At 72.9% G+C, this 24,201-nt stretch carries 20 protein-coding genes; 13 read left to right on the forward strand and 7 right to left on the reverse strand.

Features of this window, described 5'->3' with window-relative positions; translation table 11 throughout:
- Positions 1-29: 29 nt before the first annotated feature.
- Positions 30-2,303 carry a DEAD/DEAH box helicase gene (locus KBY32_RS03845; RefSeq protein ID WP_210978895.1) on the reverse strand — a complete coding sequence of 758 codons (2,274 nt, stop codon included), beginning with the start codon at positions 2,301-2,303 and terminating at the stop codon, positions 30-32.
- Between the two features lie 469 nt (positions 2,304-2,772).
- Between KBY32_RS03845 and KBY32_RS03850 the strand changes: the two genes are divergently transcribed.
- Entirely contained in the window at positions 2,773-3,537 is a 765-nt protein-coding gene (locus KBY32_RS03850) for a ferritin-like fold-containing protein (RefSeq protein ID WP_055621888.1), read from the forward strand.
- A gap of 36 nt (positions 3,538-3,573) precedes the next feature.
- On the opposite strand, the gene KBY32_RS03855 is transcribed toward KBY32_RS03850, so the two are convergent.
- The 4 genes from KBY32_RS03855 to KBY32_RS03870 all read right to left on the reverse strand — a co-directional run bounded on the left by KBY32_RS03855 (position 3,574) and on the right by KBY32_RS03870 (position 5,562).
- Positions 3,574-3,843 (reverse strand): hypothetical protein, encoded by a 270-nt coding sequence (locus KBY32_RS03855; protein WP_055621889.1) that lies wholly within the window; start codon positions 3,841-3,843, stop codon positions 3,574-3,576.
- A 230-nt stretch (positions 3,844-4,073) separates the two neighbouring features.
- Positions 4,074-4,301, reverse strand: a complete 228-nt coding sequence (locus KBY32_RS03860) for a DUF3107 domain-containing protein (RefSeq protein WP_055621890.1) — start codon at positions 4,299-4,301, stop codon at positions 4,074-4,076.
- 157 nt (positions 4,302-4,458) lie between these two features.
- On the reverse strand, positions 4,459-5,100 hold the full coding sequence (locus KBY32_RS03865) for a TetR/AcrR family transcriptional regulator (RefSeq protein WP_055621891.1): 642 nt from the start codon (positions 5,098-5,100) through the stop codon (positions 4,459-4,461).
- Between the two features lie 237 nt (positions 5,101-5,337).
- Positions 5,338-5,562 (reverse strand): hypothetical protein, encoded by a 225-nt coding sequence (locus KBY32_RS03870; RefSeq protein ID WP_055621892.1) that lies wholly within the window; start codon positions 5,560-5,562, stop codon positions 5,338-5,340.
- Between the two features lie 301 nt (positions 5,563-5,863).
- Here KBY32_RS03870 and KBY32_RS03875 point away from each other — a divergent pair, with 301 nt between their 5' ends.
- The 12 genes from KBY32_RS03875 to moeZ all read left to right on the forward strand — a co-directional run bounded on the left by KBY32_RS03875 (position 5,864) and on the right by moeZ (position 20,759).
- On the forward strand, positions 5,864-6,889 hold the full coding sequence (locus KBY32_RS03875; RefSeq protein WP_247689002.1) for an alpha/beta fold hydrolase: 1,026 nt from the start codon (positions 5,864-5,866) through the stop codon (positions 6,887-6,889).
- 7 nt (positions 6,890-6,896) lie between these two features.
- Complete coding sequence (locus KBY32_RS03880) at positions 6,897-8,600, forward strand: DUF3152 domain-containing protein (protein ID WP_210978896.1); 1,704 nt, start codon at positions 6,897-6,899, stop codon at positions 8,598-8,600.
- A gap of 56 nt (positions 8,601-8,656) precedes the next feature.
- A complete protein-coding gene (locus KBY32_RS35925; RefSeq protein WP_309544718.1) occupies positions 8,657-8,749 on the forward strand; it encodes an Ms4533A family Cys-rich leader peptide in 93 nt (30 codons plus the stop codon).
- Between the two features lie 197 nt (positions 8,750-8,946).
- On the forward strand, positions 8,947-10,665 hold the full coding sequence (locus tag KBY32_RS03885; RefSeq protein ID WP_210978897.1) for an ABC transporter substrate-binding protein: 1,719 nt from the start codon (positions 8,947-8,949) through the stop codon (positions 10,663-10,665).
- Positions 10,666-10,669: 4 nt separating this feature from the next.
- A complete protein-coding gene (locus KBY32_RS03890) occupies positions 10,670-11,656 on the forward strand; it encodes an ABC transporter permease (RefSeq protein ID WP_210978898.1) in 987 nt (328 codons plus the stop codon).
- A complete protein-coding gene (locus KBY32_RS03895; protein WP_210978899.1) occupies positions 11,653-12,651 on the forward strand; it encodes an ABC transporter permease in 999 nt (332 codons plus the stop codon). Before KBY32_RS03890 ends, KBY32_RS03895 begins: the two co-directional genes overlap by 4 nt.
- Positions 12,648-14,282 carry an ABC transporter ATP-binding protein gene (locus KBY32_RS03900; RefSeq protein WP_210978900.1) on the forward strand — a complete coding sequence of 545 codons (1,635 nt, stop codon included), beginning with the start codon at positions 12,648-12,650 and terminating at the stop codon, positions 14,280-14,282. Before KBY32_RS03895 ends, KBY32_RS03900 begins: the two co-directional genes overlap by 4 nt.
- Before the next feature lie 212 nt (positions 14,283-14,494).
- Entirely contained in the window at positions 14,495-16,162 is a 1,668-nt protein-coding gene (locus KBY32_RS03905; protein ID WP_210978901.1) for a DUF3492 domain-containing protein, read from the forward strand.
- A gap of 61 nt (positions 16,163-16,223) precedes the next feature.
- On the forward strand, positions 16,224-17,453 hold the full coding sequence (locus KBY32_RS03910) for a hypothetical protein (protein ID WP_210978902.1): 1,230 nt from the start codon (positions 16,224-16,226) through the stop codon (positions 17,451-17,453).
- A 253-nt stretch (positions 17,454-17,706) separates the two neighbouring features.
- On the forward strand, positions 17,707-18,699 hold the full coding sequence (locus KBY32_RS03915; protein WP_055621900.1) for an NAD-dependent epimerase/dehydratase: 993 nt from the start codon (positions 17,707-17,709) through the stop codon (positions 18,697-18,699).
- A complete protein-coding gene (locus tag KBY32_RS03920; RefSeq protein WP_210978903.1) occupies positions 18,687-19,517 on the forward strand; it encodes a spherulation-specific family 4 protein in 831 nt (276 codons plus the stop codon). The genes KBY32_RS03915 and KBY32_RS03920 overlap by 13 nt, the downstream gene beginning before the upstream one ends.
- Positions 19,518-19,580: 63 nt before the next feature.
- Positions 19,581-20,759, forward strand: coding sequence for an adenylyltransferase/sulfurtransferase MoeZ (gene moeZ, locus KBY32_RS03925; RefSeq protein ID WP_210978904.1), 1,179 nt, complete (start codon positions 19,581-19,583; stop codon positions 20,757-20,759).
- Between the two features lie 110 nt (positions 20,760-20,869).
- Here moeZ and KBY32_RS03930 read toward each other — a convergent pair whose 3' ends face one another.
- The gene (locus KBY32_RS03930; protein WP_210978905.1) at positions 20,870-22,417 is read right to left on the reverse strand and encodes an alpha/beta hydrolase; all 1,548 of its coding nucleotides are present in this window, start codon (positions 22,415-22,417) and stop codon (positions 20,870-20,872) included.
- A gap of 133 nt (positions 22,418-22,550) precedes the next feature.
- Complete coding sequence (locus KBY32_RS03935; protein ID WP_210978906.1) at positions 22,551-24,098, reverse strand: alpha/beta hydrolase; 1,548 nt, start codon at positions 24,096-24,098, stop codon at positions 22,551-22,553.
- Between the last annotated feature and the right edge of the window lie 103 nt (positions 24,099-24,201).

Here is a 24,201-nt window from a genome sequence, read left to right on the forward strand (position 1 = left end):
GGTGGGCCGGGCCGTCGGCGTGGCGCGGGTCAGCTCTCCGCGGTCTCCTCGGCCGGAGCGGCGGCGACCTTGCGGGCGCGGCGCACCTTCGGCTTCGCCTCGGCGGCCGTCTCCGCGCTCTCCACGGCGGCCGCGGTCTTGCGGGCACGGCGGCGGGGGGCCGCCGGCTCCTCCGTGGCCTGGGCCGGGATGTCCGCGGCCTCGGCGGTCGCCGCGGCCTTGCGGGTGCGGCGCGCCTTCGGCTTGGCCTCGGCCGCTTCGGCGGTGTCGAGGGCGGCCTCGGCGGTCTTCCGCGTCCGGCGCGGCTTGGGCTCCGTGACCTCGGCGGCCTCGGGGGCCTCCGCGGTGGCGGCGGCCTTACGGGTGCGGCGCGCCTTCGGCTTCGCCTCGGTCGCCTCGGCGGTGTCGACGACTGCCTCGGCGGTCGCGGCGGCCTTGCGGGTCCGGGTCCGGCGCGGCTTGGCCTCGGCGGCCTCCGGCTCCTGAACCGTCTGCGCCGGGATGTCGGCGGCCTCCGCGGTCGCCGCGGCCTTGCGGGTGCGACGGGCCTTGGGCTTGGCCTCGGTCGCCTCGACGGTGTCGAGGGCCGCCTCGGCGGGGGCCTCGGCGGTCGCCGCGGCCTTACGGGTGCGGCGGCGCGGGGCGGCCGCGGGGGCCTCCTCGGCCACCGGCGCGGCGGCGACCGGCTCGGCGACCGGCTCGGACGCCTGCACGGCCTCGGCCACCGGCGCGGTCTGCGCCTCCGCCGACTTACGGGTACGGCGACGGCGCGGCGCCGGGGTCTCCTCGGCGGTCTCGAGAGCCGGGCTCTCGGCCGTGGCGACGGCGGCCTCGGCGGCCTGCTGCGGGGCAGCGGTCGTCGGGGCGGCCTCGGCCGCCGCTCCACCGCGCGTGCGGCGACGACGGCGAGGGGTGCGCGGCTCGGTCCCGGACTCCGCCGGGGCCGCCTCGTCCGGCGTACCGGTGACGGCGGGCGCCGACTCGGCGTCCAGCGGGGTCCCGCCGCGGGTGCGGCGACGCCGGCGCGGCGTACGCGCCGGGCGCTCACCCTCCGCCGTACGGGACTCCTCCCGGCCGCCCCGGCCACCGCGACCGCGGGGACCGCGGCCACCGGTCTCGCCGAGGTCCTCGACCTCCTCCGCCGCCAGCCCGGCGCGCGTGCGCTCCGAACGGGGCAGGACACCCTTGGTGCCGGCGGGGATCTTCAGGTCCTCGAAGAGGTGCGGGGACGTGGAGTACGTCTCCGGCGGGTCGTTGAAGTCGAGCTCCAGCGCCTTGTTGATCAGCTGCCAGCGCGGGATGTCGTCCCAGTCGACGAGGGTGATCGCGATGCCCTTGGCGCCCGCGCGGCCGGTACGGCCGATGCGGTGCAGGTACGTCTTCTCCTCTTCGGGCGACTGGTAGTTGACGACGTGCGTGACGCCCTCGACGTCGATGCCGCGCGCGGCGACGTCGGTGCAGACGAGCACGTCCACCTTGCCGTTGCGGAAGGCGCGCAGCGCCTGCTCACGGGCGCCCTGGCCGAGGTCGCCGTGGACCGCGCCGGCCGCGAAACCGCGCTGCTGGAGCTGGTCGGCGAGGTCGGCCGCGGTGCGCTTGGTGCGGCAGAAGACCATGGCCAGTCCCCGGCCCTCGGCCTGCAGGATGCGCGCGACCATCTCGGGCTTGTCCATGTTGTGCGCGCGGTAGACGAACTGCGCGGTGTTCGCGACCGTCTTGCCCTCGTCGTCCGGCGCGGTGGCGCGGATGTGGGTCGGCTGCGACATGTAGCGGCGCGCGAGGCCGATGACCGCGCCCGGCATGGTCGCCGAGAACAGCATGGTCTGGCGGCGGGCCGGAAGCAGGTTGATGATCTTCTCGACGTCGGGCAGGAAGCCCAGGTCGAGCATCTCGTCGGCCTCGTCGAGGACGAGCGCCTTGATGTGCTTGAGGTCGAGCTTCTTCTGGCCCGCGAGGTCCAGGAGACGGCCCGGGGTGCCGACGACGACGTCGACGCCCTTCTTCAGGGCCTCGACCTGGGGCTCGTAGGCGCGGCCGCCGTAGATGGCGAGGACGCGGACGTTGCGGACCTTGCCCGCGGTCAGCAGGTCGTTGGTGACCTGCTGGCACAGCTCGCGCGTGGGGACGACGACGAGCGCCTGCGGGGCGTCGGTGAGTGCCTCGGGGCGGGCGCGGCCCGCCTCGACGTCGGCGGGGACGGTGACGCGCTCCAGGATCGGGAGGCCGAAGCCGAGGGTCTTGCCGGTGCCGGTCTTCGCCTGGCCGATGACGTCCGTGCCGGAGAGGGCGACGGGGAGGGTCATCTCCTGGATGGGGAAGGGATTGACGATGCCGACGGCCTCAAGGGCCTCGGCGGTCTCGTTGAGGATTCCGAGCTCTCGGAAAGTCGTAGTCAGGGTGCTGCCTCTTCTGTGTACGCGGTGCGAGGCGAGCGCGGGGGTCTTGGGACCGTGCCGGGGACGTCGGCCGCCGTACGGCGGGACCGAAAGGCACGGGACCACTGCCGACGCTCTAGCGCTCGTACCGCTGAGGGTGTCCCTCCGGTCGTCGTACGCACTGTGCCGTACGGCCTGGGAGGGCTGTCGGGTCGGAGCCAGTCGGGCCACCGACCGGGCATCCTCATAACGTGCGGCCCGTCGGGTACGTCAAAGTACTCAGCGGGCGCATTACCACCATACCCCGGAATCGCGCACATGCGATGGCCGAATTGGTCACGTAGTCGTCGTCACAGTGATTGACCAGGGACTTCCGTAAGGCATCGAGCGGGCTATTGTGCGCTTCATGACGACGCCTGACAACACCTCTGACGCCGCGGACACCGCCGACACCCCCGTCGCACGCACCGGGGTCGCCGCCCAGGACTGGGCGCGGGCCTCCGCCGACCCCCAGTACCGGGCCGCCGTCGTCGACCTGCTCGGCGCGCTGGCCTACGGCGAGCTGGCGGCGTTCGAACGGCTCGCGGAGGACGCCAAGCTGGCGCCGACCCTCGCGGACAAGGCGGAGCTGGCCAAGATGGCGTCGGCGGAGTTCCACCACTACGAGAAGCTGCGGGACCGGCTCACCGAGATCGGCGCCGAGCCCACCCAGGCCATGGAGCCGTTCGTGGCCGCGCTGGACGGCTTCCACCGGCAGACGGCCCCCTCGGACTGGCTGGAGGGCCTCGTCAAGGCCTACGTCGGCGACTCGATCGCCAGCGACTTCTACCGGGAGGTCGCCGCCCGGCTCGACTCGGACACCCGCGACCTGGTGCTGGCCGTGCTGGACGACACCGGCCACGCGACGTTCGCCGTGGAGAAGGTGCGCGCGGCGATCGACGCCGACCCGCGCGTGGGCGGCCGTCTCGCGCTGTGGGCACGACGGCTGATGGGCGAGGCGCTGTCGCAGTCGCAGCGTGTGGTCGCCGACCGGGACGCGCTGTCGACGATGCTCGTGGGCGGCGTCGCGGACGGGTTCGACCTCGCGGAGGTCGGCAAGATGTTCTCGCGGATCACCGAGGCGCACACCAAGCGGATGGCGGCGCTGGGCCTGGCCGCCTAGCGTGCTGCCGTAACTCGCCGGGCGACCGCTTTCTCCTCAGGCGGTCGCCGAGCGGCGGCCGAGTCTTCCCGCGGGGCGCACCAGCAGGGAGAGCGAGGCGGCGGCGACGATCCCGGCGCCGGCCAGGATCACCGCGAGGTTGCCGAAGTCCAGCGCGGTGTGGGTGACGAAGGCGCCGAAGAGGGCGCCGCCGACACCGGTCGGCAGGACCAGCGAGCGGGCGGGCATGCGGTGCGGCAGGCGGCTGTACGCGGCCCACGCCAGGACCAGGCCGAGGATCGCGGAGCTGAGCGCTTCCAAGAGCATGCTGGGGTCCCTCCCACATGGCCGACCTGCTCGAAACGGTCGTACCCCGTCATACCCCTGACCTGCGGAATCCAATCCTCCTCTGTGAACGGGCTGTGCTCCGTCCGTGGAGGAGAGCTGGAGGGGACCTGAGGGGAGGACCGGGGCGAGGAGGGCGTGAGGGGCAACGGGAAGGGGGCCCGGCGACCGTGGTCGCCGGGCCCCCTTCCGCACGCCTGGGCGGTGGTGCCTCAGAGTGCGCCGAAGCCCACCTTGCGCGGAGCCGGCTCACCGAGCTCCACGTACGCGAGACGGTCGGCCGGGACGAGGACCTTGCGGCCGTGCTCGTCGACGAGGCTCAGGAGCTGAGACTTGCCGGCCAGCGCATCGGACACCGCCCGCTCGACGTCCTCGGCACTCTGACCGCTCTCCAGAACGATCTCGCGGGGCGCGTGCTGCACGCCGATCTTGACCTCCACGGCTATGTCCCTCCGACGGTCAGTGAAGTGCGCGACCATGCGCGCCGTACCCAGCACACATTAGCCCGGTGAGGGGATGTCCACGCATCGCCGGGCAACGCCAGGAGCGAACAGTGGACGGGAACAAATGCGCGCGTGGTGCGGGAACGCATGGGAGTCAGTGCGACTCGGAGCCGTGCAGCGGGAAGCCGGCGATACCGCGCCAGGCCAGGGACGTCAGCAGCTGCACGGCCTGGTCCCGCGGCACGCTGCGGTCGCTGTGCAGCCAGGAGCGGGCCACGACCTGCGCGAGTCCGCCGAGGCCGGAGGCCAGCAGCATCGACTCCGCGCGCGAGAGGCCGGTGTCCTCGGCGATGACGTCGCAGATCGCCTCGGCGCAGTCGTTCGTGACCTTGTCGACGCGCTCGCGCACGGCGGGCTCGTTCGTCAGGTCGGACTCGAAGACCAGCCGGAAGGCGCCGCCGTCGTCCTCGACGTACGCGAAGTAGGCGTCCATCGTGGCGCGCACGCGCTGCTTGTTGTCGGTGGTCGAGGCGAGCGCGGTGCGCACCGACTGGATCAGCGACTCGCAGTGCTGGTCCAGGAGCGCGAGATAGAGGTCGAGCTTGCCCGGGAAGTGCTGGTAGAGCACCGGCTTGCTGACGCCGGCGCGCTCGGCGATGTCGTCCATCGCGGCGGCGTGGTAGCCCTGCGCCACGAAGACTTCCTGGGCGGCGCCCAGCAGCTGGTTCCGTCGGGCTCGGCGCGGAAGGCGCGTGCCCCGCGGGCGTGCCGCCTCTGTCTGCTCGATGGCTGTCACGCCGCCTCCCAAGATCGTCCACATGCGGTGTGCGCCGCGTCGCCATCGTACTTTTCGGTAACCCTGGTGTGCGCGGTGCGAGCGCAGAATTTCACGGACCGGACGGTGACGATAGTCGCACAGAAGGTTTGAAAGCCGGATGTAATGGGCATAGGGTTCGACTTTTTCCTGCTCAGCGGGCCTGTTCCGGCGTCCGGGCAGGCCGTCGCCGGTCCCGGCGGTCCCGAGGCCGCCCCGTCAGCGATAGTCGTCCTCGTCGAGGGAGACCACGCGCGCCTGTTCGATCAGGTCGGCCTCGTTGGCCCGGTTCGGGTCGACCTCCGTCAGCGGGTCGTCCTTGTCCGGCTTGATGTCCGCCTTCTGCTCGGCTGCGTCGGCCGGGGGCGCCTCGACGTCGAACTCTTCGTCGTCCTCGGTGTCGTCGTGCACGAAGGTCTCGGGGTCGGTGGGATCGACGGTCATGACGGGCTCCCTTTCCTAGAACGTCCCCGCGGGGGGCGCGGTGTCCCCGGGCGAGGCAGGGGTCCGTGTCCGGGTGCCCTGCGTACGAGCCTAGGAGACACCCGATCCGGACGCTATGCGATCGGCGGTGGATCTGCGGGCGATTCGGGCGGTTTCCGGACGCCTTCACCCGGGGCGGCGCCCAGGGTGGTCCGCTGGGCCGGTTCCCGTCGTGCGCGCTGCCATGTACGCGTCGGCTTGTGACGGCGAACACAATGGCGAACGTATGAATCCCCGCGTGATCACCTCGTAACATTGCCGCATGTCTTCGACCGAGCTGCCCTCCGTGCCGGCCGCCCATGTGCTTCCCCAGGTGGCGACCGTCCGGGTCGCGGAGGGGGAGCGGCTGCGGTCCGTCGGGCTGCCCGGGGTCACGCTGACCGTCCGGTCGCGCCCGCCGCGGCGGGAAGGGCTGCCACCCGCCCTGTACGTCCACGGGCTCGGCGGCTCCTCGCTCAACTGGTCGGCGCTCATGGAGCGGCTCGACGGCGTCGTCGACTCCGAGGCCGTCGACCTGCCCGGCTTCGGCGACTCGCCGCCACCGGACGACGGCGACTACTCCCTCACCGCGCACGCACGCGCGGTGATCCGCTATCTGGACGCCTCCGGCCGCGGGCCCGTACACCTCTTCGGGAACTCGCTCGGCGGCGCGGTCTCCACGCGCGTCGCCGCCGTCCGCCCCGACCTCGTCCGTACGCTCACCCTCGTGTCGCCCGCGCTACCGGAGCTCCGCGTCCAGCGCACCGCCGTACCCACCGGGTTGCTGGCGGTGCCGGGGGTGACGGCCCTCTTCACGCGCCTCACCAGGAAATGGACGGCCGAGCAGCGGGTCCGCGGGGTGCTGCAGCTCTGCTACGGCGAGCCGGGCCGGGTGACGCCGGAAGGATTCCGCGACGCCGTCCAGGAGATGGAGCGGCGGCTGCAGCTGCCGTACTTCTGGGACGCGATGACGCGTTCCGCGCGCGGGCTCGTCAACGCCTACACCCTCGGCGGGCAGCACGCGCTGTGGCGGCAGGCCGAGCGGGTGCTGGCCCCGACCCTGCTCGTCTACGGCGGCCGCGACCAGCTCGTCGGTTACCGCATGTGCAGCAGGGCGGCGCGCGCCTTCCGTGACTCCCGGCTGCTGACCCTCCCGGACGCCGGACACGTGGCGATGATGGAGTACCCCGACGTCGTCGCCCGGGGCTTCCGTGAACTCCTCGCCGAGGTCGAGGGGCGGGAGCCCGACCCGGGCAGGCCGGGGGCCGGCACCGGCTCCGGTGCCCCTACCGAGAACTCAGGGAGCTGAGGCGCGCGTGGGACGCCACAGCCGGCGCGGCCTCGCCAAGCGGGACGCCACGGAGACGACGGCACAACAGGACGCCGCACTGGCACCGCCCGATACGGGCGCGCCCCGGCGACAGTCGCCACCCCCCGTACCGGGTCCCGGCCGGGCTTCGGGGGCGCCTACGCCGCCGCCGGGGCGGCCGGGTGGCCCGGGCGGACCGGGTGGGCCTGGTGGTTTGGGCGGACCGGGTGGGCCGGCCGGTGGGCCTTCGCCGTACGGCGGGCGTCCGTATCCGCCGGGGGCCACGCCCCCGCAGGGGTTCCCGCGACTGCAGGACGGGACGCCGGCGCGTGGGGTCCCGCGTATGGCTGACGGGACTCCCGCGCGTGGGGTCCCGAGATTCGCCGATGGCACGCCCCCGCGCGGTGTTCCCCGCCCGGCCGACGGCACCCCGCCGCACGGGGTGCGGATGCCTGACGGCACGCCGGCTCACGGGGTACCCCGCTTCGCCGACGGCACTCCCGCGCGTGGGGTCCCGCGTTTCCCCGACGGCACACCCGCGCGCGGAATCCCGCGTCTTCCCGACGGCACCCCCGCCCGCGGTGTCCCGCGCCTCCCCGACGGGACCCCCGCGCACGGGGTCCCCAGGGCCCGTGGTGGGCATCCCGAGCAGCGGGAAGCCGGCGGCGGGTGGGGGGAGTTGCGAGGGCGTACCGGCGTCACCTACGGCACCGCGACGACCGGTGCCGCCGTGCCGCGCCCCCGTCGGGCGCCCGGTTCCGAGGGGCCCCGGCAGGAGTTCGTCGACGCCTTCGACGGGGAGACCGACGGCTTCACGTCCCGCAGAGCCGAGCAGGCGTACGCGCCGGCCGCCGAACGGGAGGACGACGACGCCCCGCCGACCGGTGTGCCCGCGCCCGCCAAGGGCGGCAAGGGCCGCGCCTTCACCGGGGTCGCGGCGGCCGCCGTCGTCACCGTGCTGGCCGTCGTGGTGGCCGGACAGGTCGCGCAGGGCGGCGACGTCACCGACGCCCGGGCGCAGTCCGCCGGGGACCAGGCGCGGGACGCCCGCGACCCGGCCTCCCGCACCGACGACCGACCGACGCCCTCCGCGGCGCCCGGCGCGGCCACGCTGACGTACGCCCAGAAGATGGACCGGCGTTTCGCGCTGGGCGCGAACGCGACCGGCTCGGGCAAGTTCGACGCGGTGCCGGGCATCGACAAGGCCCCCGGCGGCGGGCGGAAGTTCACCTACCGCGTGGACGTCGAGCGGGGCCTCGGGCTGGACGCCGGCCTGTTCGCCGAGGCCGTGCACAAGACGCTCAACGACGAGCGCAGCTGGGCCCACGGCGGCGCCCGCACCTTCGAGCGCATCCACAGCGGCGAGCCCGACTTCGTGATCACGCTGGCCAGCCCCGGCACCACCGCCGAGTGGTGTGCCAAGTCGGGCCTCGACACCACCGAGGACAACGTCTCGTGCGACTCGGCCGCCACCGAGCGCGTGATGATCAACGCGTACCGCTGGGCGCAGGGCTCGGAGACCTACAGCGACCGCATCCACGCCTACCGGCAGATGCTGATCAACCACGAGATCGGCCACCGGCTCGGCTTCGGGCACGTCACCTGCGACAAGGACGGCGAGCTCGCCCCGGTCATGCAGCAACAGACCAAGTTCCTCGACCACGACGGGATCACCTGCAAGCCCAACCCCTGGGCTTTCCCGGAGAGTTGACAGGTGACTCACAGCTCACATTGACATGCGCAGCCAGATCGTTCATATTTCTGCGCATGTCGTCCCGTCACACCACCTCTCGCGCCGCCATCGAGCTGGCGCTCATCGGTGTGACCGCGCTGTGCGTGGCCGACATCCACTGTCGCTGACGTCCGCCCTTCGGCGTACGCGTCGCGAATCCCCGCTTTCTCCGCGCTCCGGCACCTGACCCGGGCGCGCCCTCTCGACGACCCGGCGCCGGGGCGGACGTCCGCCTCCGTTCGTCTCACTTCGTGTCGTTCCGTCTCATGCTTCGAGATCCGAAGCGGGTCCGGCACGCGATCACCCAACCGAGAGGTCGTCTCCGATGCGTCAACCGTCCGTCATAGCGCGCCGTGTGGCCGTGGCATCCGTCAGCCTGGCCGTGGCAGCGGGCGCCGTCGCCTGCGGGCCTGAGGACAACGATGCCAAGGCAGCCGGCAACGACTCCACGCCCCACAAGGGCGGCACGCTGACCGTTCTGAACTCCAACGCGCAGCAGGACTTCGACCCCGCCCGCCTCTACACCTCCGGCGGCGGCAACATCCCCTCGCTGGTCTTCCGCACCCTCACCACCCGCAACCGCGAGAACGGCGAGGCCGGCGCCAAGGTCGTCCCCGACCTCGCCACCGACACCGGGCGCCCCAACAAGGACGCCACCGTCTGGACCTTCACCCTCAAGGAGGGCCTGAAGTACGAGGACGGCACCAAGATCATCTCGGCTGACGTCAAGTACGGTATCGAGCGCTCCTTCGCCCCGGAGCTCTCCGGCGGCGCGCCCTACCTGCGGGACTGGCTGGTCGGCGCCGCCGACTACCAGGGGCCGTACAAGGACAAGAAGGGCCTGTCGGCGATCGAGACGCCGGACGAGCGGACCATCGTCTTCCATCTGAACAAGCCCGAGGGCGAGTTCCCGTACCTGGCCACGCAGACCCAGTTCACGCCCGTCCCCAAGGCCAAGGACACCGGCACCAAGTACGAGCAGCACCCGGTCTCCTCGGGGCCGTACAAGGTCGTCTCGAACGAGAACGACGGCGAGCGGCTCGTCCTGGAGCGCAACCCGCACTGGTCCGCCGCGACCGACGCCGAGCGCAAGGCGTACCCGGACAAGATCGACGTACGGTCCGGGCTCGACTCCTCCGTCATCAACCAGCGGCTCTCCGCGTCCCAGGGGGCGGACGCCGCCGCCGTCACCACGGACACCAACCTCGGCCCCGCCGAACTCGCCAAGGTCTCCGGCGACAAGGAGCTGGCCGCGCGCGTGGGCACCGGTCACTTCGGCTACACGAACTACATCGCCTTCAACCCGAAGGTGAAGCCGTTCGACGACCCCAAGGTGCGCCAGGCGATCTCCTACGCGATCGACCGCTCCTCCGTCGTCAACGCCGCCGGCGGCTCCGCGCTCGCCGAGCCCGCCACCACCTTCCTGCCCGACCAGAAGTCCTTCGGCCACACGCCGTACGACCACTTCCCGGCCGGCGAGAGCGGTGACCCGGCGAAGGCCAAGGAGCTGCTGAAGGAGGCCGGGCACGGCGACGGGCTGACCGTCACCCTCACCCACTCCAACGCCAAGGACTTCGAGACCAGCCCCGAGATCGCCACCGCGATCCAGGACGCGCTGAAGAAGGCCGGCATCACCGTCCGCCTCCAGGGCCTGGAGGACAACGACTACTCCGACAAGATCCACGACGTGAAGACCGAGCCCGGCTTCTTCCTGGCGCACTGGGGTGCCGACTGGCCCTCCGGCGGTCCCTTCCTCGCCCCGATCTTCGACGGCCGGCAGATCGTGAAGGACGGCGCCAACTTCAACAACGGCCTGCTGGACGACGCCTCCGTCAACGCCGAGATCGACGCCATCAACAAGCTGACCGACCTCGACGCCGCCGCGAAGCGCTGGGGTGCCCTCGACAGCAAGATCGGCGAGAAGGCCCTCACCGTGCCGCTGTTCCACCCCGTCTACAAGCGGCTGTACGGCAAGGACGTCAAGAACGTCGTCATCAGTGACTGGACCGGTGTCCTCGACGTGTCCCAGATCGCGGTGAAGTAGCGCCGTGAGCGAGGCAGTTCTCGCCGCCGAGACCCCCGGAGCCCTCGCTCCGGGGGTCTCGGGGGCCCGTCAGTTCTGGCGGCGGCTGCGCACGCGGCGCGCCGCCCTCGTCGCGGCGGCCGTCGTCGCGCTGCTCGTCCTGGTCGCCCTCGCGGCGCCCCTCCTGGTCGCCCTCGAGGGGCAGGACCCGACCACCTACCACCCGGCCCTCGTGGACTCCGCGCGCGGCGGCGTCCCCGTCGGCTCCCTCGGCGGGATCAGCGCCGACCACTGGCTCGGCGTCGAACCGCAGACCGGACGCGACCTGTTCGCCCGGCTCGTGTACGGCGCCCGGGTCTCGCTCGGCGTCGCGCTCGCCGCGACCGTCGTCCAGCTCGCCCTCGGGGTCGCCGTCGGCCTCGCCGCCGGGCTCGGGAACCGCTGGGTCGACCAGCTCCTCACCCGCGTCGCCGACATCTTCGTCGCGATGCCGCTGATGATCGTCGCGCTCGCCCTGCTCGCCGTCGTGCCCACGAGCTTCCCGCGCCCCGTCCTGGTGGCGCTGGTCGTCGGGCTGGTCTCCGGCTGGGCGACCCTCGCCAAGCTGGTCCGCGCGCAGACGCTCACCCTCAAGGAGGCCGACTACGTGGCCGCCGCCCGCCTCAGCGGCTGGGGCACGGTCCGGATCGCCCGGCGCGAACTCCTGCCCGGCCTCGCCGCGCCCGTCATCACGTTCGCGGCCATCCTCGTCCCGACGAACATCTCCGTCGAGGCGGCCCTGTCCTTCCTCGGGGTCGGTGTACGGCCGCCGACACCGTCCTGGGGACAGATGCTGACCTCCGCGAACGTCTGGTACCAGGCGGCCCCGCAGTATCTGCTGCTGCCCGCCGGCGCGCTGTTCGTCACCGTCCTCGCCCTCACCGTGCTCGGTGACGGCGTCCGCACCGCCCTCGACCCGCGCGCCGCCTCCCGGCTGCGCGTCGGCACGGGCCGGAAGGACGGCGCCTCATGAACGGCTTCGGCGGATTCGTCGTACGCCGGGCGGCCGGTGCCGTCGTCACCCTGTTCGCCCTCTCGGTGATCATCTACGTGGTCTTCTACGTCACCCCCGGCGACGTCGCCCAGATCACCTGCGGTCCGCGCTGCTCACCGGCCCAGGTGCGGCAGGTCGCCGAGCAACTGCACCTGGGCGACCCGCTGTACGAGCGGTACTGGCAGTTCCTGCAGGGGCTGGTCGCCGGGCAGGACTACTCCACCGGCACCTCGGTCCAGCACTGCGCGGCGCCCTGCCTCGGGCTGTCGTACCAGACCGACCAGCAGGTCCTGGCGCTGATCCTGGCGAAGCTCCCGGTCACCGCCTCGCTCGCGGTCGGCTCGATGGTGCTGTGGCTGATCATCGGCGTCGGCACCGGCGTGCTGTCGGTGTGGCGGCGCGGCCGGCTCACCGAGCGGCTGCTGACCACCGTCACCCTCGCCGGGATGTCCACACCCGTCTTCGTCATCGGGCTCGTCCTGATGATCGTCGTCTGCGGGCAGCTCGAACTGCTGCCCTTCCCGCAGTACGTCCCCTTCACGGACGATCCCGAGCAGTGGGTTTGGAACCTGCTGCTGCCCTGGCTGTCGCTGGCGCTCATCGAGTCCGCCACCTACGCCCGGATCACCCGCGCCGCGATGCTGGAGACGCTCGCCGAGGACCATGTGCGCACCTTCCGCGCCTACGGAGTCGGGGAGCGGGCCGTCATCGGACGGCACGCCCTGCGCGGCGCGCTCGCCCCGCTCATCGCGGTGAACGCCAACAACATCGGTGTCCTGTTCGGCGGTGCCGTGCTCACCGAGACGCTGTTCGGACTGCCCGGCATCGGCCGCGAGATGGTCGAGGCGGTCAAGGTCGTCGACCTGCCGGTCGTCGTCGGGATGGTCCTGGTGACCGGCTTCTTCGTGGTCCTCGCCAATGCCGTCGCGGACGTCCTGTACGCGGTGGCCGACCGACGGGTGGTGCTGACATGAGTCTGGTCGAGGTCGCCGACCTGACGGTCGACTTCGGCGGGCCGCGGGCCGTCGACGGGCTCTCCTTCCGTCTGGAGCGGGGAGCCGCCCTCGCCCTCGTCGGTGAGTCCGGCTCCGGCAAGTCCACGGTCGCCTCCGCCCTGCTCGGGCTGCACCGCGGCACCGGGGCCCGGGTCGGCGGCACGATCGAGGTCGCGGGCGTCGACGTGGGGCGGGCGTCCGAGGACGCGCTGCGCCGGCTGCGCGGCGGTACGGCCGCCATGGTCTTCCAGGACCCGCTGTCCTCGCTCGACCCGTACTACGCCGTCGGCGACCAGATCGCCGAGGTGTACCGGGTCCACACGCGTGCCTCGCGGCGCGCCGCACGCGCGCGTGCCGTGGAGGTGCTGGACCGGGTGGGCATCCCGGACGCCGTACGGCGGTCGCGGTCCCGTCCGCACGAGTTCAGCGGCGGTATGCGCCAGCGCGCGCTCATCGCCATGGCGCTGGCCTGCGAGCCGGAACTGCTGATCGCCGACGAGCCCACGACGGCCCTCGACGTCACCGTCCAGGCGCAGATCCTCGACCTGCTGCACACGCTGCGCGAGGAGACCGGGATGGGCCTGCTGCTGGTCACCCATGACGTGGGCGTGGCCGCCGAGAGCGTCGACGAGGTGCTGGTCATGCGGCACGGGCGGGCGGTGGAGCACGGGTCCGTGACCGAGGTGCTGGGCGCGCCCCGGGAGCCGTACACGCGGGAACTGCTGGGCGCGGTTCCGCGGGTGGACGGGCCTCGGGCCGGCGGTGGCCGTGCGGAGTCCGCGGCCGGACATCAGGGGCCTGGGGAGCCGGTGCTGGAGGCTGTCGGTCTCCAGCGTGTCTTCGGGCGGGGGAAGAAGGCGTTCACGGCCGTGGACGGGGTGTCCCTCACCGTGCGCCGGGGCGAGACCCTCGGTGTGGTGGGGGAGAGCGGTAGCGGCAAGACCACCCTCGGGCGCATGCTGGTCGGGCTTTCGCAGCCGACGGCCGGGGAGGTCCGGCACGACGGGCACGCGCGCGTGGGCGTCGATCCGGCCGTGCAGTTGGTCTTCCAGGACCCGGTGTCGTCCCTCAACCCCCGCCGCAGCGTGGGCGAGTCGATCGCCGACCCGCTGCGCGCGCGGGGGGAGCGGGACGAGGCGCGCATCCGGGCCCGGGTGCGCGAACTACTGGAGCGCGTGGGCCTCGAAGGGGCGCACCACGACCGCTATCCGCACGAGTTCAGCGGGGGCCAGCGCCAGCGCGTCGGCATCGCGCGGGCGCTCGCGGCGGACCCGCGCGTCATCGTCTGCGACGAGCCCGTTTCCGCGCTGGACGTGACCACACAGGCCCAGGTGGTGGCGCTGCTCGCGGAGTTGCAGCGCGAACTCGGTATCGCGCTGGTCTTCATCGCGCACGACCTCGCCGTCGTCCGCCAGGTCAGCGACCGGGTCGCCGTGATGCGCCGGGGCCGGATCGTCGAACAGGGCCCCGCCGACGAGGTGTACGACCACCCGCGGGACCCGTACACACGGCAGCTCCTGGCCGCCGTACCGGCGCTCGATCCGGCGGTCGCCGCGCGCCGGCGGTCCGAGCGACGGGAGCTGGCACGACGGGAGTTGGCCACGATCTGACCGACCCCGCCGAACGAGCGTGACGATCCGTGTGCGTTTGAACTCCTAGCGCGACGGAACGCGACCCGCACGGGAAAGTTACGACCGTTCACCCCTTTTGGTGGCGCGATGGACAAACGTCCATCGCGCCACCGCCTTGTGCGCATACGTTCTTCCCGCTGTGAGCCGCCGCCGTACGGCGGCTCCCCTCAAGGGAGATCGGGGGTGTACTCGTGCGCATCGGACTGATTGCGGAGGGTGGCTATCCGTATGTGGGCGGTGACGCCAGGCTCTGGTGCGACCGGCTCGTGCGCGGGCTCGGACAGCACGAGTTCGACATCTACGCGCTCAGCCGCAGCGAGCGCCAGGAGGACGAGGGCTGGGTCCCGCTGCCCCCGCAGGTCAGCCGGGTGCGCACGGCGTCACTGTGGACCGCCGAGGACGACGGTGTCGTGCACGGCCGACGCGCCCGCCGGCGGTTCGCCGAGCACTACGGCGAGTTGGCCGCCGTGCTCTGCGCGGGCGGCGGCCGAGCGGCCGACGGCGCCTCCGAGACCCCGTCGGCCCTTCAGGCGGACCGTTTCGGCAACGCGCTGTACGGGCTCGCCGAACTCGCCCGCGACGAGGGTGGACTGGCCGGCGCCCTGCGCTCCGAGGCCGCCGTACGCACCCTCGAGCGCGCCTGCCGCGGACGGGACGCGATGCGCACGGCGCGCGAGGCGCGCGTCCCCGATCTCCTCGCCGTCGCGGCCCATCTCGAACGCGCCCTGCGCCCCCTCTCGCTCGACTGGTACGAGGACGACGGACTCGGCGCCGCCGACCTGAGCCACGCCACCTCCGGCGGCACCGCCGCCCTGGCCGGCCTGCTCGCCCGCCACTTCTGCGACGTACCGCTGGTGCTGACCGAGTACGGCGTCCGGCTGCGCACCCACTACCTCGCCGGCGCCGACGCCCCGCCGGCCGTCCGCACCCTGCTCGCAGGCTTCCACGGCGCCCTCGCCGCCGAGGCGTACCACCGGGCGGCCGTCATCACGCCCGGCAACGCCCATGCCCGCCGCTGGCAGGAGCGCTGCGGCGCCGACCGGTCCAAGCTGCGCACCGTCTACCCCGGCATGGACGCCTCCCGCTTCGCGGAGGTCGGCGAGGCGCCGTCGTGCGCGGACCCCGACACGCTCGTCTGGGTCGGCCGCGTCGAACCCGCCAAGGACCTCGTGTCCCTGCTGCACGCCTTCGCCGAGGTCCGCAAGGAGGAACCGAAGACCCGTCTGCGGATCGTCGGCGCCCCGGCGGGACCGGAGGGGGAGGCCTACCTCGGCCACTGCCGGGCGCTCGCCGCGCAGCTCTTCCCCGACGAGGCCGACGGCCCGCACACCGTCGGGGACAACCCGGTCTCCTTCGAGGAGATCGGCGGGCCACAACTCCCGTCGCTCGCCGACGCGTACGCCTCCGGTGCGGTGGCCGTCCTGTCCAGCGTGGTCGAGGGCTTCCCGGTCGGCCTGGTCGAGGCCATGCTGTGCGGTCGCGCCACGGTGTCCACCGACGTCGGCGCGGTCGTCGAGGTCATCGGCGGCACCGGGCTCGTCGTACCGCCGCGCAACCCGCGGGCGCTAGCGGAGGCGTGCGTGGCGCTGCTGCGCGATCCCGAGCGCCGTGCACGCCTCGGTGCCGCCGCACGCGCGCGGGCCCTCGAACTCTTCACCGTCGAGCAGAACGTGGCGGCATTTCACGGCATTTACCTCGACGTCGTCGCCGGTACGCCGGTCCGGCGGGTCGTCCTCGACGACGCCGGTGCCCCGCTGCCCTTCGGCGTCCCCGCCGAGGCCCATGTCCCCGGCCACTGGACCAACCGCCCGCACACCGGCCCGGACACCACGGCCCCGCTGCCGGAGGGGGCGCGATGAGCGGCGTGCACACCGTGTCGGCCCGGCCGGCCCGTGGCGACGTGGTGACGGAGGAGGCGCGATGAGCGGCGCAGGAGGGATCGACCACCCCGTGACGGCACCCGAAAGCCCCGAGGTCTGGGACGAGCGCGCCGAGGAGTGGCTCACGGCCGACGCCGACGGACCCGAGGACCAGGCCCTCGCCGACCCCCGCAGCCGGCCCGGCCCGGCCCGCACGGGCGCCGACCCGGTGAAGGCCCTGATGTACCGGCACCACGACCTGTGCGCCCGCGCGGTGGACCCCCTGGAGATCGCCGCCGGACTCGAGGCCCACGGCATCACCGACCGCACCGCGGCCCGCTTCCGGCACCGGGACGTGTTCTCGCTGGCGGAGGAGATGTACGCGCGCGTGCCCCGCGACGGCGAGCCGTCCCCCGCCCCCGCGCCCGTCGCGCCGCCCCGCGCGCGGGCCGACTGGGTGCTGCTCACCCTCCTCCCCGGCGCGCTCGGCGCGGCCACCGTGACCGCGGTCCGGCTCACCCACGGCCAGGCCCGCCCGATCGCCGCCGCCGTGGGAGCGCTCGCCGTCCTCCTCGCCCTGCGCGCGGCCCTGGCCAGGGGCCCCCTGTCGACCACGCACCCCACGCGGCCGACGGCGACCTGGACCGGCTGGCTCCTCGGCTACGCCCTCCTCGGCGACGGCCTGCTCCGCGCCGCCCTCAGCGGGGGTCCCGACAGCCTGCCCGGCGGCGGCGCCGACGGCCCCTGGCCGCTCGCCACCGCGCCCCTCCTGGCCCTCGCGCTCTCCTGCGCGCCCGCGGCCTGGTGCGCGCACCTCCTCGCCGTACGGGCCCGCCGCACCCTGTCCTCCAGCCGGGCCCTGGACGACTTCGCCATCGCGGTGAAGCCCCTGCTGCTGGCCGCGTTCGCCGCCTATGTCTGCGCCCTCGCGGCCCTCACGGCCGGGACCGCGGCGCTCCTGCACGAGCCCGCCGCCCACCCACAGACCCTCACCCTGGGCGCCCTGCTGTTCCTGGCCCGCCTCCTCACCGTCCACGGCTTCACCCGCGCCCCCGCACTCGTCCTGACCGCCACCGCGGCGGCCGAGGCGACGGCTCTCGCCTGTGTCTTCGTGGCCCGCCTCCCGGGCTGCGCGTGGCTGGCGACGCCCACGCGGGCGCTGGTCGAGGCCTGGGGCCCCGCCGCCGTCCCGTCCCTGGCCTGCGGCGCGGCGGCCCTGGCCCTGCTGCTCCACGCGGGCCGCACGCTGACCCGGGCTTCGGCGCATGCGAGCCAGGAGGAGCCGTGGTGAGGCGAGGGTCCCGCGGCGCTCGGAGGGTCGCGGCGCCGACGGGCCCGAGTCCCTGCGTGCCGGCCACCGCGTACGCCACCGGCGCCGGCACCGGCGCGCGAGCCGGCACACGCGCCGGCGTCCCCATCGCCACCCCCCGCTTCTCCCCCCACCCGTAGACCCCCGGCCCACCGCCGGAGGCACCCCCGACGAAGGAGAGACCTCCCATGACCACCTCCCGACCCGACCTCCCCTCGGCCACGGGAGCCGCGCGATGAGAGTCCTGCTGATCGGAGCCAACGGCTATCTCGGCCGCTTCGTCGCCGACCGTCTCCTCGCCGACCCCGCCGTCCAGCTCACCGCGCTGGGCCGCGGCGACGACGCGGACGTCCGGTTCGACCTCGCGTCCGGCAGCCCCGGCGCCCTCACCCGCTTCCTCGACGCGGTCCACCCCGGCGTCGTCATCAACTGCGCCGGCGCCACCCGGGGCGGCGCCCGCGAACTCACCCGGCACAACACCGTCGCCGTCGCCACCGTCTGCGAGGCCCTGCGGCGCAGCGGCTGCGGCGCCCGTCTCGTCCAGATCGGCTGTGGCGCCGAGTACGGCCCGAGCCAGCCCGGCTCCTCCACGGCCGAGGACGCCGTGCCGCGCCCCGGCGGCCCGTACGGCGTCAGCAAGCTCGCCGCCACCGAACTGGTCCTGGGTTCAGGTCTGGACGCCGTCGTGCTGCGGGTCTTCTCGCCGGCCGGGCCCGGCACGCCCGCAGGCTCGCCGCTGGGCCGTCTCGCGGAGGCGATGCGCCGCGCCATGCAGTCGGGCGACGGCGAGCTGAAGCTCACCGGCCTCGGCGCCCAGCGCGACTTCGTCGACGTCCGCGACGTCGCCCGCGCCGTGCACGCCGCCTCGCTCTCCGCCGCGCAGGGCGTCATCAACATCGGCTCCGGGCGTGCCGTCCGCCTGCGGGACGCGGCCGCCGTCCTCGCCCGGGTGGCCGGATACGGCGGCGCCCTGCACGAACTCGACGGCCCGCCCGCCCCGTTGCGCGCCACCATCGGCCACCCCCGGGGCGACTCGGACCACACGGCGCACGGCGCCCACGGCACGCACGGCGCCCACGCCGCCGCGCCCGTGGCCTACCCGGACGGCTGCGGGAGCTGGCAGCAGGCCGACGTACGCACGGCCCGCGACCGGCTCGGCTGGCGCCCCCGCATCAACCTCGAGGAGTCCCTGGGCGACATCTGGATGGAGGCGGCATGCCGTATCTGACCGGCACGCCCGCGACGACCGCGTGCACGGACCTGCGCCCGGGGCTCGGCATCCCCGGCCTGGCCCACCCCCTCCTCGCCTCCGCCGAGTGGGGCGCACTGACCCGCCCCGGCGCCCCCGTCCACTGGGCCGTCCTCAACGTCGCCGACGGCCCCGGCACCCAGCCCGACCCGCACTGCCTGGAGGCGGCCGGCCGCCTCCGCAACGCGGGCGTCCGGGTCCTCGGCCACCTCGACGCCTCCCGCCTCGACACCACCCGTCTCCTCGGCACCACCCGCCTCGGCCTGCCCCGCTTAGGAGCCCCGGCCCCGCGCCCGTCCCGAGGCGGCGGCCGGACCCTGAGCGACCTGATGTCCGAGGCGCAGCGGTACGTCGACTGGTACCGGGTCGACGGCTTCTATCTGGACCGCTGCCCGGTCGAACGCGCCGACCTGCACGAGACCCGGCGCGCGGTCGGCACGCTGCGCGCACTGCGTGACAAGGCCCACATCGTCCTCGGCCACGGCACCCATCCCCACCCGGGATACGCCGAGTGCGGCGACCAGCTCGTCACGTTCTCCGGGCCCTGGTCCGAGTACCGCTGGTCGCAGGTGGCGGAGTGGACGGCCGACTATCCGCCCGGCCGCTTCTGCCACTTGGTCCACGGGGTGCCGCGCGGGCACCTGGACGAGGCACTGCGCATCGCGCGCTGGCAGGGCGCCGCGACGGTCTGGTTCACCGACCACACCGACGGCGGGGGACGCATCGACCCCTGGGAGTCCATGCCCGGCTACTGGGACGACATCGTCTCGCGGATCGGAACAGGTGTCTCGGAATGAAAAAGGCCATGGCACTGTTACGAGGAGAACAAATGTAGTGATCGACCGACCAACGGAGTCCCCGTGTCGCTGCCACCCCTGGTCGAGCCCGCCCCCGAGCTCACCGTAGACGAGGTTCGCAGGTACTCCCGCCACCTGATCATCCCCGATGTCGGGATGGACGGGCAGAAGCGGCTGAAGAACGCCAAGGTGCTCTGTGTGGGCGCCGGCGGCCTGGGCTCGCCGGCGCTGATGTACCTGGCCGCGGCGGGCGTCGGCACGCTCGGCATCGTGGAGTTCGACGAGGTCGACGAGTCGAACCTCCAGCGTCAGATCATCCACAGCCAGGCCGACATCGGCCGCTCCAAGGCCGAGTCCGCCCGCGACAGCGTCAAGGGCATCAACCCGTACGTGGACGTCGTCCTTCACGAGGAGCGGCTCGAGGCCGACAACGTGATGGACATCTTCAGCCAGTACGACCTCATCGTCGACGGCACGGACAACTTCGCGACGCGCTACCTGGTCAACGACGCCTGCGTGCTGCTGAACAAGCCGTACGTCTGGGGTTCGATCTACCGCTTCGACGGCCAGGCCTCGGTCTTCTGGTCCGAGCACGGGCCCTGCTACCGCTGCCTCTACCCGGAGCCCCCGCCGCCGGGCATGGTCCCCTCCTGCGCCGAGGGCGGCGTGCTGGGCGTGCTGTGCGCGTCCATCGGCTCCATCCAGGTCAACGAGGCCATCAAGCTCCTCGCGGGCATCGGCGAGCCGCTGGTCGGCCGCCTCATGATCTACGACGCCCTGGAGATGCAGTACCGCCAGGTCAAGGTCCGCAAGGACCCCAACTGCGCGGTCTGCGGGGAGAACCCGACCGTCACCGAGCTCATCGACTACGAGGCCTTCTGCGGCGTCGTGTCCGAGGAGGCCCAGGAGGCGGCGGCCGGCTCCACGATCACTCCCAAGCAGCTCAAGGAGTGGATCGACGACGGCGAGAACATCGACATCATCGATGTCCGCGAGGTCAACGAGTACGAGATCGTCTCGATCCCCGGCGCCCGTCTGATCCCGAAGAACGAGTTCCTCATGGGCACCGCCCTGGAGAACCTTCCGCAGGACAAGAAGATCGTCCTGCACTGCAAGACGGGTGTCCGCAGTGCGGAGGTCCTCGCGGTCCTGAAGTCCGCGGGCTTCGCGGACGCGGTCCACGTCGGCGGCGGCGTGATCGGCTGGGTCAACCAGATCGAGCCCGACAAGCCGGTCTACTGACCGGCCCCGCCCGGCACGTCTGACGAAGCCCACGGCCCCGACCCGTTCGGAGGCCGTGGGCTTCTGTCGTGCCCCGTGCACGGCAGGGGCCTGGGCTGGCGCCCGACCCGCTACGAGCAGACCTTGCCGTCCTTCGGGACCGTGCCCTCCAGCAGATAGTCGTTGATCGTGGAGTCCACGCAGCTGCTGCCCTTCGCGTACGCGGAGTGGCCCTCGCCCTTCCAGGTGAGCATCACCCCGACACCCTTGCCGAGTTCGTCGGCCATCCTGCGGGTGCCCTCGTAGGGGGTGGCAGGGTCGCCGGTGTTGCCGATGAGCAGGATCGGGGCCGAGCCCGGGGCGCTGACCTCCGGGGTGTCGTACTGACCGGGCACCGGCCAGTCGTGGCACCAGCCGGCCGTGTCCCAGCCCAGCATCGGGCCGAACACCGGTGAGACCTTCTCGAAGTGCGGCAGCGCCTTCTTCGCGTCCTCGGGCGTCGGGCGCTGCCTGTCGTCCAGGCACGATATGACCCGTTGCGAGTGGCTTCCCGTGCCGTACTTCCCGGAGTTCTGACGGTCGTTGTAGTCGTCGGCGAGGGCCAGCAGCTCAGTGCCGTCGCCCTGCTGGGCCGCCTGGAGGGCGCTGGTCAGGGTCGGCCAGCTCGCCTTGCTGTAGAGCGGCCTGATGATGCCCGTGAGGGCGAGCGACTCGGTGAGGTCGCGGCTCGACGACGTCGGCAGCGGCTTGGCGTCGATCCGCTTCAGCAGGTCGACGACCTCACGCGTGCCTTCCCCGGCGCTCTTGCCGGTGGACTCCAGGTAGTTGTTGAGCGCGCGCTGGAAGCCCCGGGCCTGGTTCTCGGCGTGACCGGCCGCGTCGGCACTCGGGTCGACGACCGCGTCCAAGACGATCCGGCCGACGTTCTTCGGGAACAAGTGGGCGTAGACCCCGCCCAGTTCGGTGCCGTACGAGATACCGAAGTAGTGCGTCTTCTCGTCCCCGAGCACCTGGCGCATCAGGTCCATGTCGCGGGCGGTGTCCGTGGTCGACACATGCGCGATCAGGGAGCCTCCGGTCTTCTGGCAGCCCTTGCCGAAGTCGGCGGCGTCCTTGAAGTACGCCGTCTCCTCCGCGGCCGTGTCCGGCGTGAGGTCGACCGCCTCGGACGCCTGGATCTCCTGGTCGCGGCGGCAGCGCACCCCCTCGCTGGATCCCACGCCCCGTGGGTCCCAGCTCACCAGGTCGTAGCGCTCGCGCAGCGCGGACGCGCCCGTCGAGTACCAGGGCAGCCTGTCCACGCCCGAGCCGCCGGGGCCGCCGAAGTTGAACAGCAGCGAGCCGATGCGGTCGTCGCCGGTGGCCTTGGCGCGGATCAGCGCGAGGTCGATCGTCCTGCCCTCGGGCTTCTTCCAGTCCAGCGGCGCCTTCAGATCCGCGCACTGCCACTCGTCACCCGGCGCGGGCGAGCCCTCGGTGGCCCGGCAGCGGCCCCAGTCCAGCTCCTGCGAGGTCAGCGAGGAGGGCAGCGCCGCCTCGGGGCTTCCGGCCGGCGTCGAGGCGCTGGTGCCGCCGGTGTCCCCGTCGGTCTTCGGGTCGTCCGACGAGCCCCCTCCGCATCCGGTCGCGAGCAGCGCGGCGGCAGCCGTCAGAGCCGTCCACCGTACGAACCGTGCCATGCCGTGTCCCCCCTCGCGGGCCCTCCGCACCGTGCGGCGAAGGGCGGTCCGGCCATAGTAGGCGGATCACCGAAAGCCCGTCGGAGCCTGTGGATAACTCTCTGACCTGCAGAAACTCGATGGTCGATGGTTCTCACGAGCAGACCGTCCCGGCCGTCGGCACCTTCCCGTCCAGCAGATAGCCGTTCACCGCGTCTCGTACGCACTTGTTGTCGCTCTCGTACGCCCCGTGCCCCTCGCCCCGGTAGGTCATCTCGACGCCGACCCCGTCGCCCAGCGCCTGCGCCATCTTCCGGGCCCCCTCATAGGGGGTGGCCGGGTCGCCGGTGTTGCCCACGACGAGGATCGGTGCCGCGCCGGGCGCGCTGACGTCCGGATGGTCGGCGGCGCCCGCCACGGGCCAGTCCGTGCAGCTGAGCAGCGACCAGGCGAGGGAGTCGCCGAACAGCTCGGAGGCCGCGCGGAACTCCGGCAGCCGGTCCTCCACGAACGCCGGGGTGTAGCGCGGCTTGTCGTCGGCACAGTTGATCGAGACGTTGGCTGCGGTGCTGTTGTTGTATTCGCCGTTCTCGCTGCGGCCGTTCAGCGCGTCGGAGAGCAGCATGAGGGTGCTGCCGTCCCCGTCGTACGCCTGCTCGAGCCCTTCCGTGAGATAGGGCCAGAGGTCCTTCGAGTACAGCGCCTGCAGGATGCCGCTGGTGGCGGCGGCCTGGGTGAGCTCGCGCGGGAAGATGCCCTTGATCGGCTTGCTGTCGAGGTCCTTCAGCAGCTTGGCGATGCGGTTCTCGATGTCCTCGGCGGTGCCGCCGATCGGGCAGTCCTCGACGCGGGAGACGCAGTCCTCTGCGAAGTTGCCGAGCGCCAGCTGGAAGCCCTTGGCCTGGGCAAGCGAGCCCTGTTCGGGGTTCTGGGTGGGATCGACCACCGCGTCGAACACGGCCCGCCCGACCTTCTCCGGGAACAGATGGGCGTAGACGCCGCCGAGTTCGGTGCCGTAGGAGATGCCGAAGTAGTGGAGCCTGTCGTCGCCCAGGACCTGACGCATCAGCTCCAGGTCGCGGGCCGCCTCCGTGGTGCCCACGTGCGGCAGCATCGCGCCGGAGTTCTTCTCGCAGGCGCTGTTGAACTCCTTGGTGCTGTCGAGGAACTCGGTGCGCTCGGCCGCGTCGTCCGGTGAGGCGTCCTGCTGGAAGTAGGCGTCGAGCTGCTGGTCGTCCTCGCACCACACGGGCGCGCTGCGGCCGACCCCGCGCGGGTCGAAGCTCACCAGGTCGTAGCGGGTGCGCAGGGCCTCGTAGGACGAGCCGAAGGCCGGCAGCGTGGTGACGCCCGAGCCGCCCGGCCCGCCGAAGTTGAAGATCAAGGAGCCGATGCGGCGGTCCTCGGGAGCGGTGGTCCGCACCCGGATGAGCTCGATGTCGATGGTGTCGCCCTCGGGTTCGTCCCAGTCGCGGGGCGCCTTCATCTTCGCGCACTGCCAGGTGCCGTCGTCCGGCAGTGGCGACGGGCTTCCTCCGCCGCCCTGTGCCTGCGAGGGTGCCGGGCAGTCACGCCAGGTCAGTTTCTGCGCCGTCAGGTCACGGTCGCCGGAGTCGTCGTCCCCGCAGGCCGCGAGCGCGGAGGCCAGCAGCAGGGCGGCGGCGGTCAGGGCGGCGGCGCGCAGCCGGGGCGGGTTCGGCATGATCCCATCCTGCGGTCGTCCGGGGCGCGGCGCCCGGGCCACGGGCCGTACGAGGTACGGCGGCGCCCCGCCCGTTCGGTGCCCCTCCACCGTACGGCGGCTC

This window comes from Streptomyces sp. RK62 (assembly GCF_018070255.1).
Classification (GTDB): domain Bacteria; phylum Actinomycetota; class Actinomycetes; order Streptomycetales; family Streptomycetaceae; genus Streptomyces; species Streptomyces nigra.

Coding starts and splice junctions, on each gene's coding strand:
- KBY32_RS03875 (WP_247689002.1), top strand. CDS start 5,864: ATGTCTTCGACCGAGCTGCCCTCCGTGCCGGCCGCCCATGTGCTTCCC.
- KBY32_RS03915 (WP_055621900.1), top strand. CDS start 17,707: ATGAGAGTCCTGCTGATCGGAGCCAACGGCTATCTCGGCCGCTTCGTC.
- KBY32_RS03885 (WP_210978897.1), top strand. CDS start 8,947: ATGCGTCAACCGTCCGTCATAGCGCGCCGTGTGGCCGTGGCATCCGTC.
- KBY32_RS35925 (WP_309544718.1), top strand. CDS start 8,657: ATGTCGTCCCGTCACACCACCTCTCGCGCCGCCATCGAGCTGGCGCTC.
- KBY32_RS03930 (WP_210978905.1), bottom strand. CDS start 22,417: ATGGCACGGTTCGTACGGTGGACGGCTCTGACGGCTGCCGCCGCGCTG.
- KBY32_RS03935 (WP_210978906.1), bottom strand. CDS start 24,098: ATGCCGAACCCGCCCCGGCTGCGCGCCGCCGCCCTGACCGCCGCCGCC.
- KBY32_RS03845 (WP_210978895.1), bottom strand. CDS start 2,303: ATGACCCTCCCCGTCGCCCTCTCCGGCACGGACGTCATCGGCCAGGCG.
- KBY32_RS03910 (WP_210978902.1), top strand. CDS start 16,224: ATGAGCGGCGCAGGAGGGATCGACCACCCCGTGACGGCACCCGAAAGC.
- KBY32_RS03855 (WP_055621889.1), bottom strand. CDS start 3,843: ATGCTCTTGGAAGCGCTCAGCTCCGCGATCCTCGGCCTGGTCCTGGCG.
- KBY32_RS03920 (WP_210978903.1), top strand. CDS start 18,687: ATGCCGTATCTGACCGGCACGCCCGCGACGACCGCGTGCACGGACCTG.
- KBY32_RS03900 (WP_210978900.1), top strand. CDS start 12,648: ATGAGTCTGGTCGAGGTCGCCGACCTGACGGTCGACTTCGGCGGGCCG.
- KBY32_RS03870 (WP_055621892.1), bottom strand. CDS start 5,562: ATGACCGTCGATCCCACCGACCCCGAGACCTTCGTGCACGACGACACC.
- KBY32_RS03895 (WP_210978899.1), top strand. CDS start 11,653: ATGAACGGCTTCGGCGGATTCGTCGTACGCCGGGCGGCCGGTGCCGTC.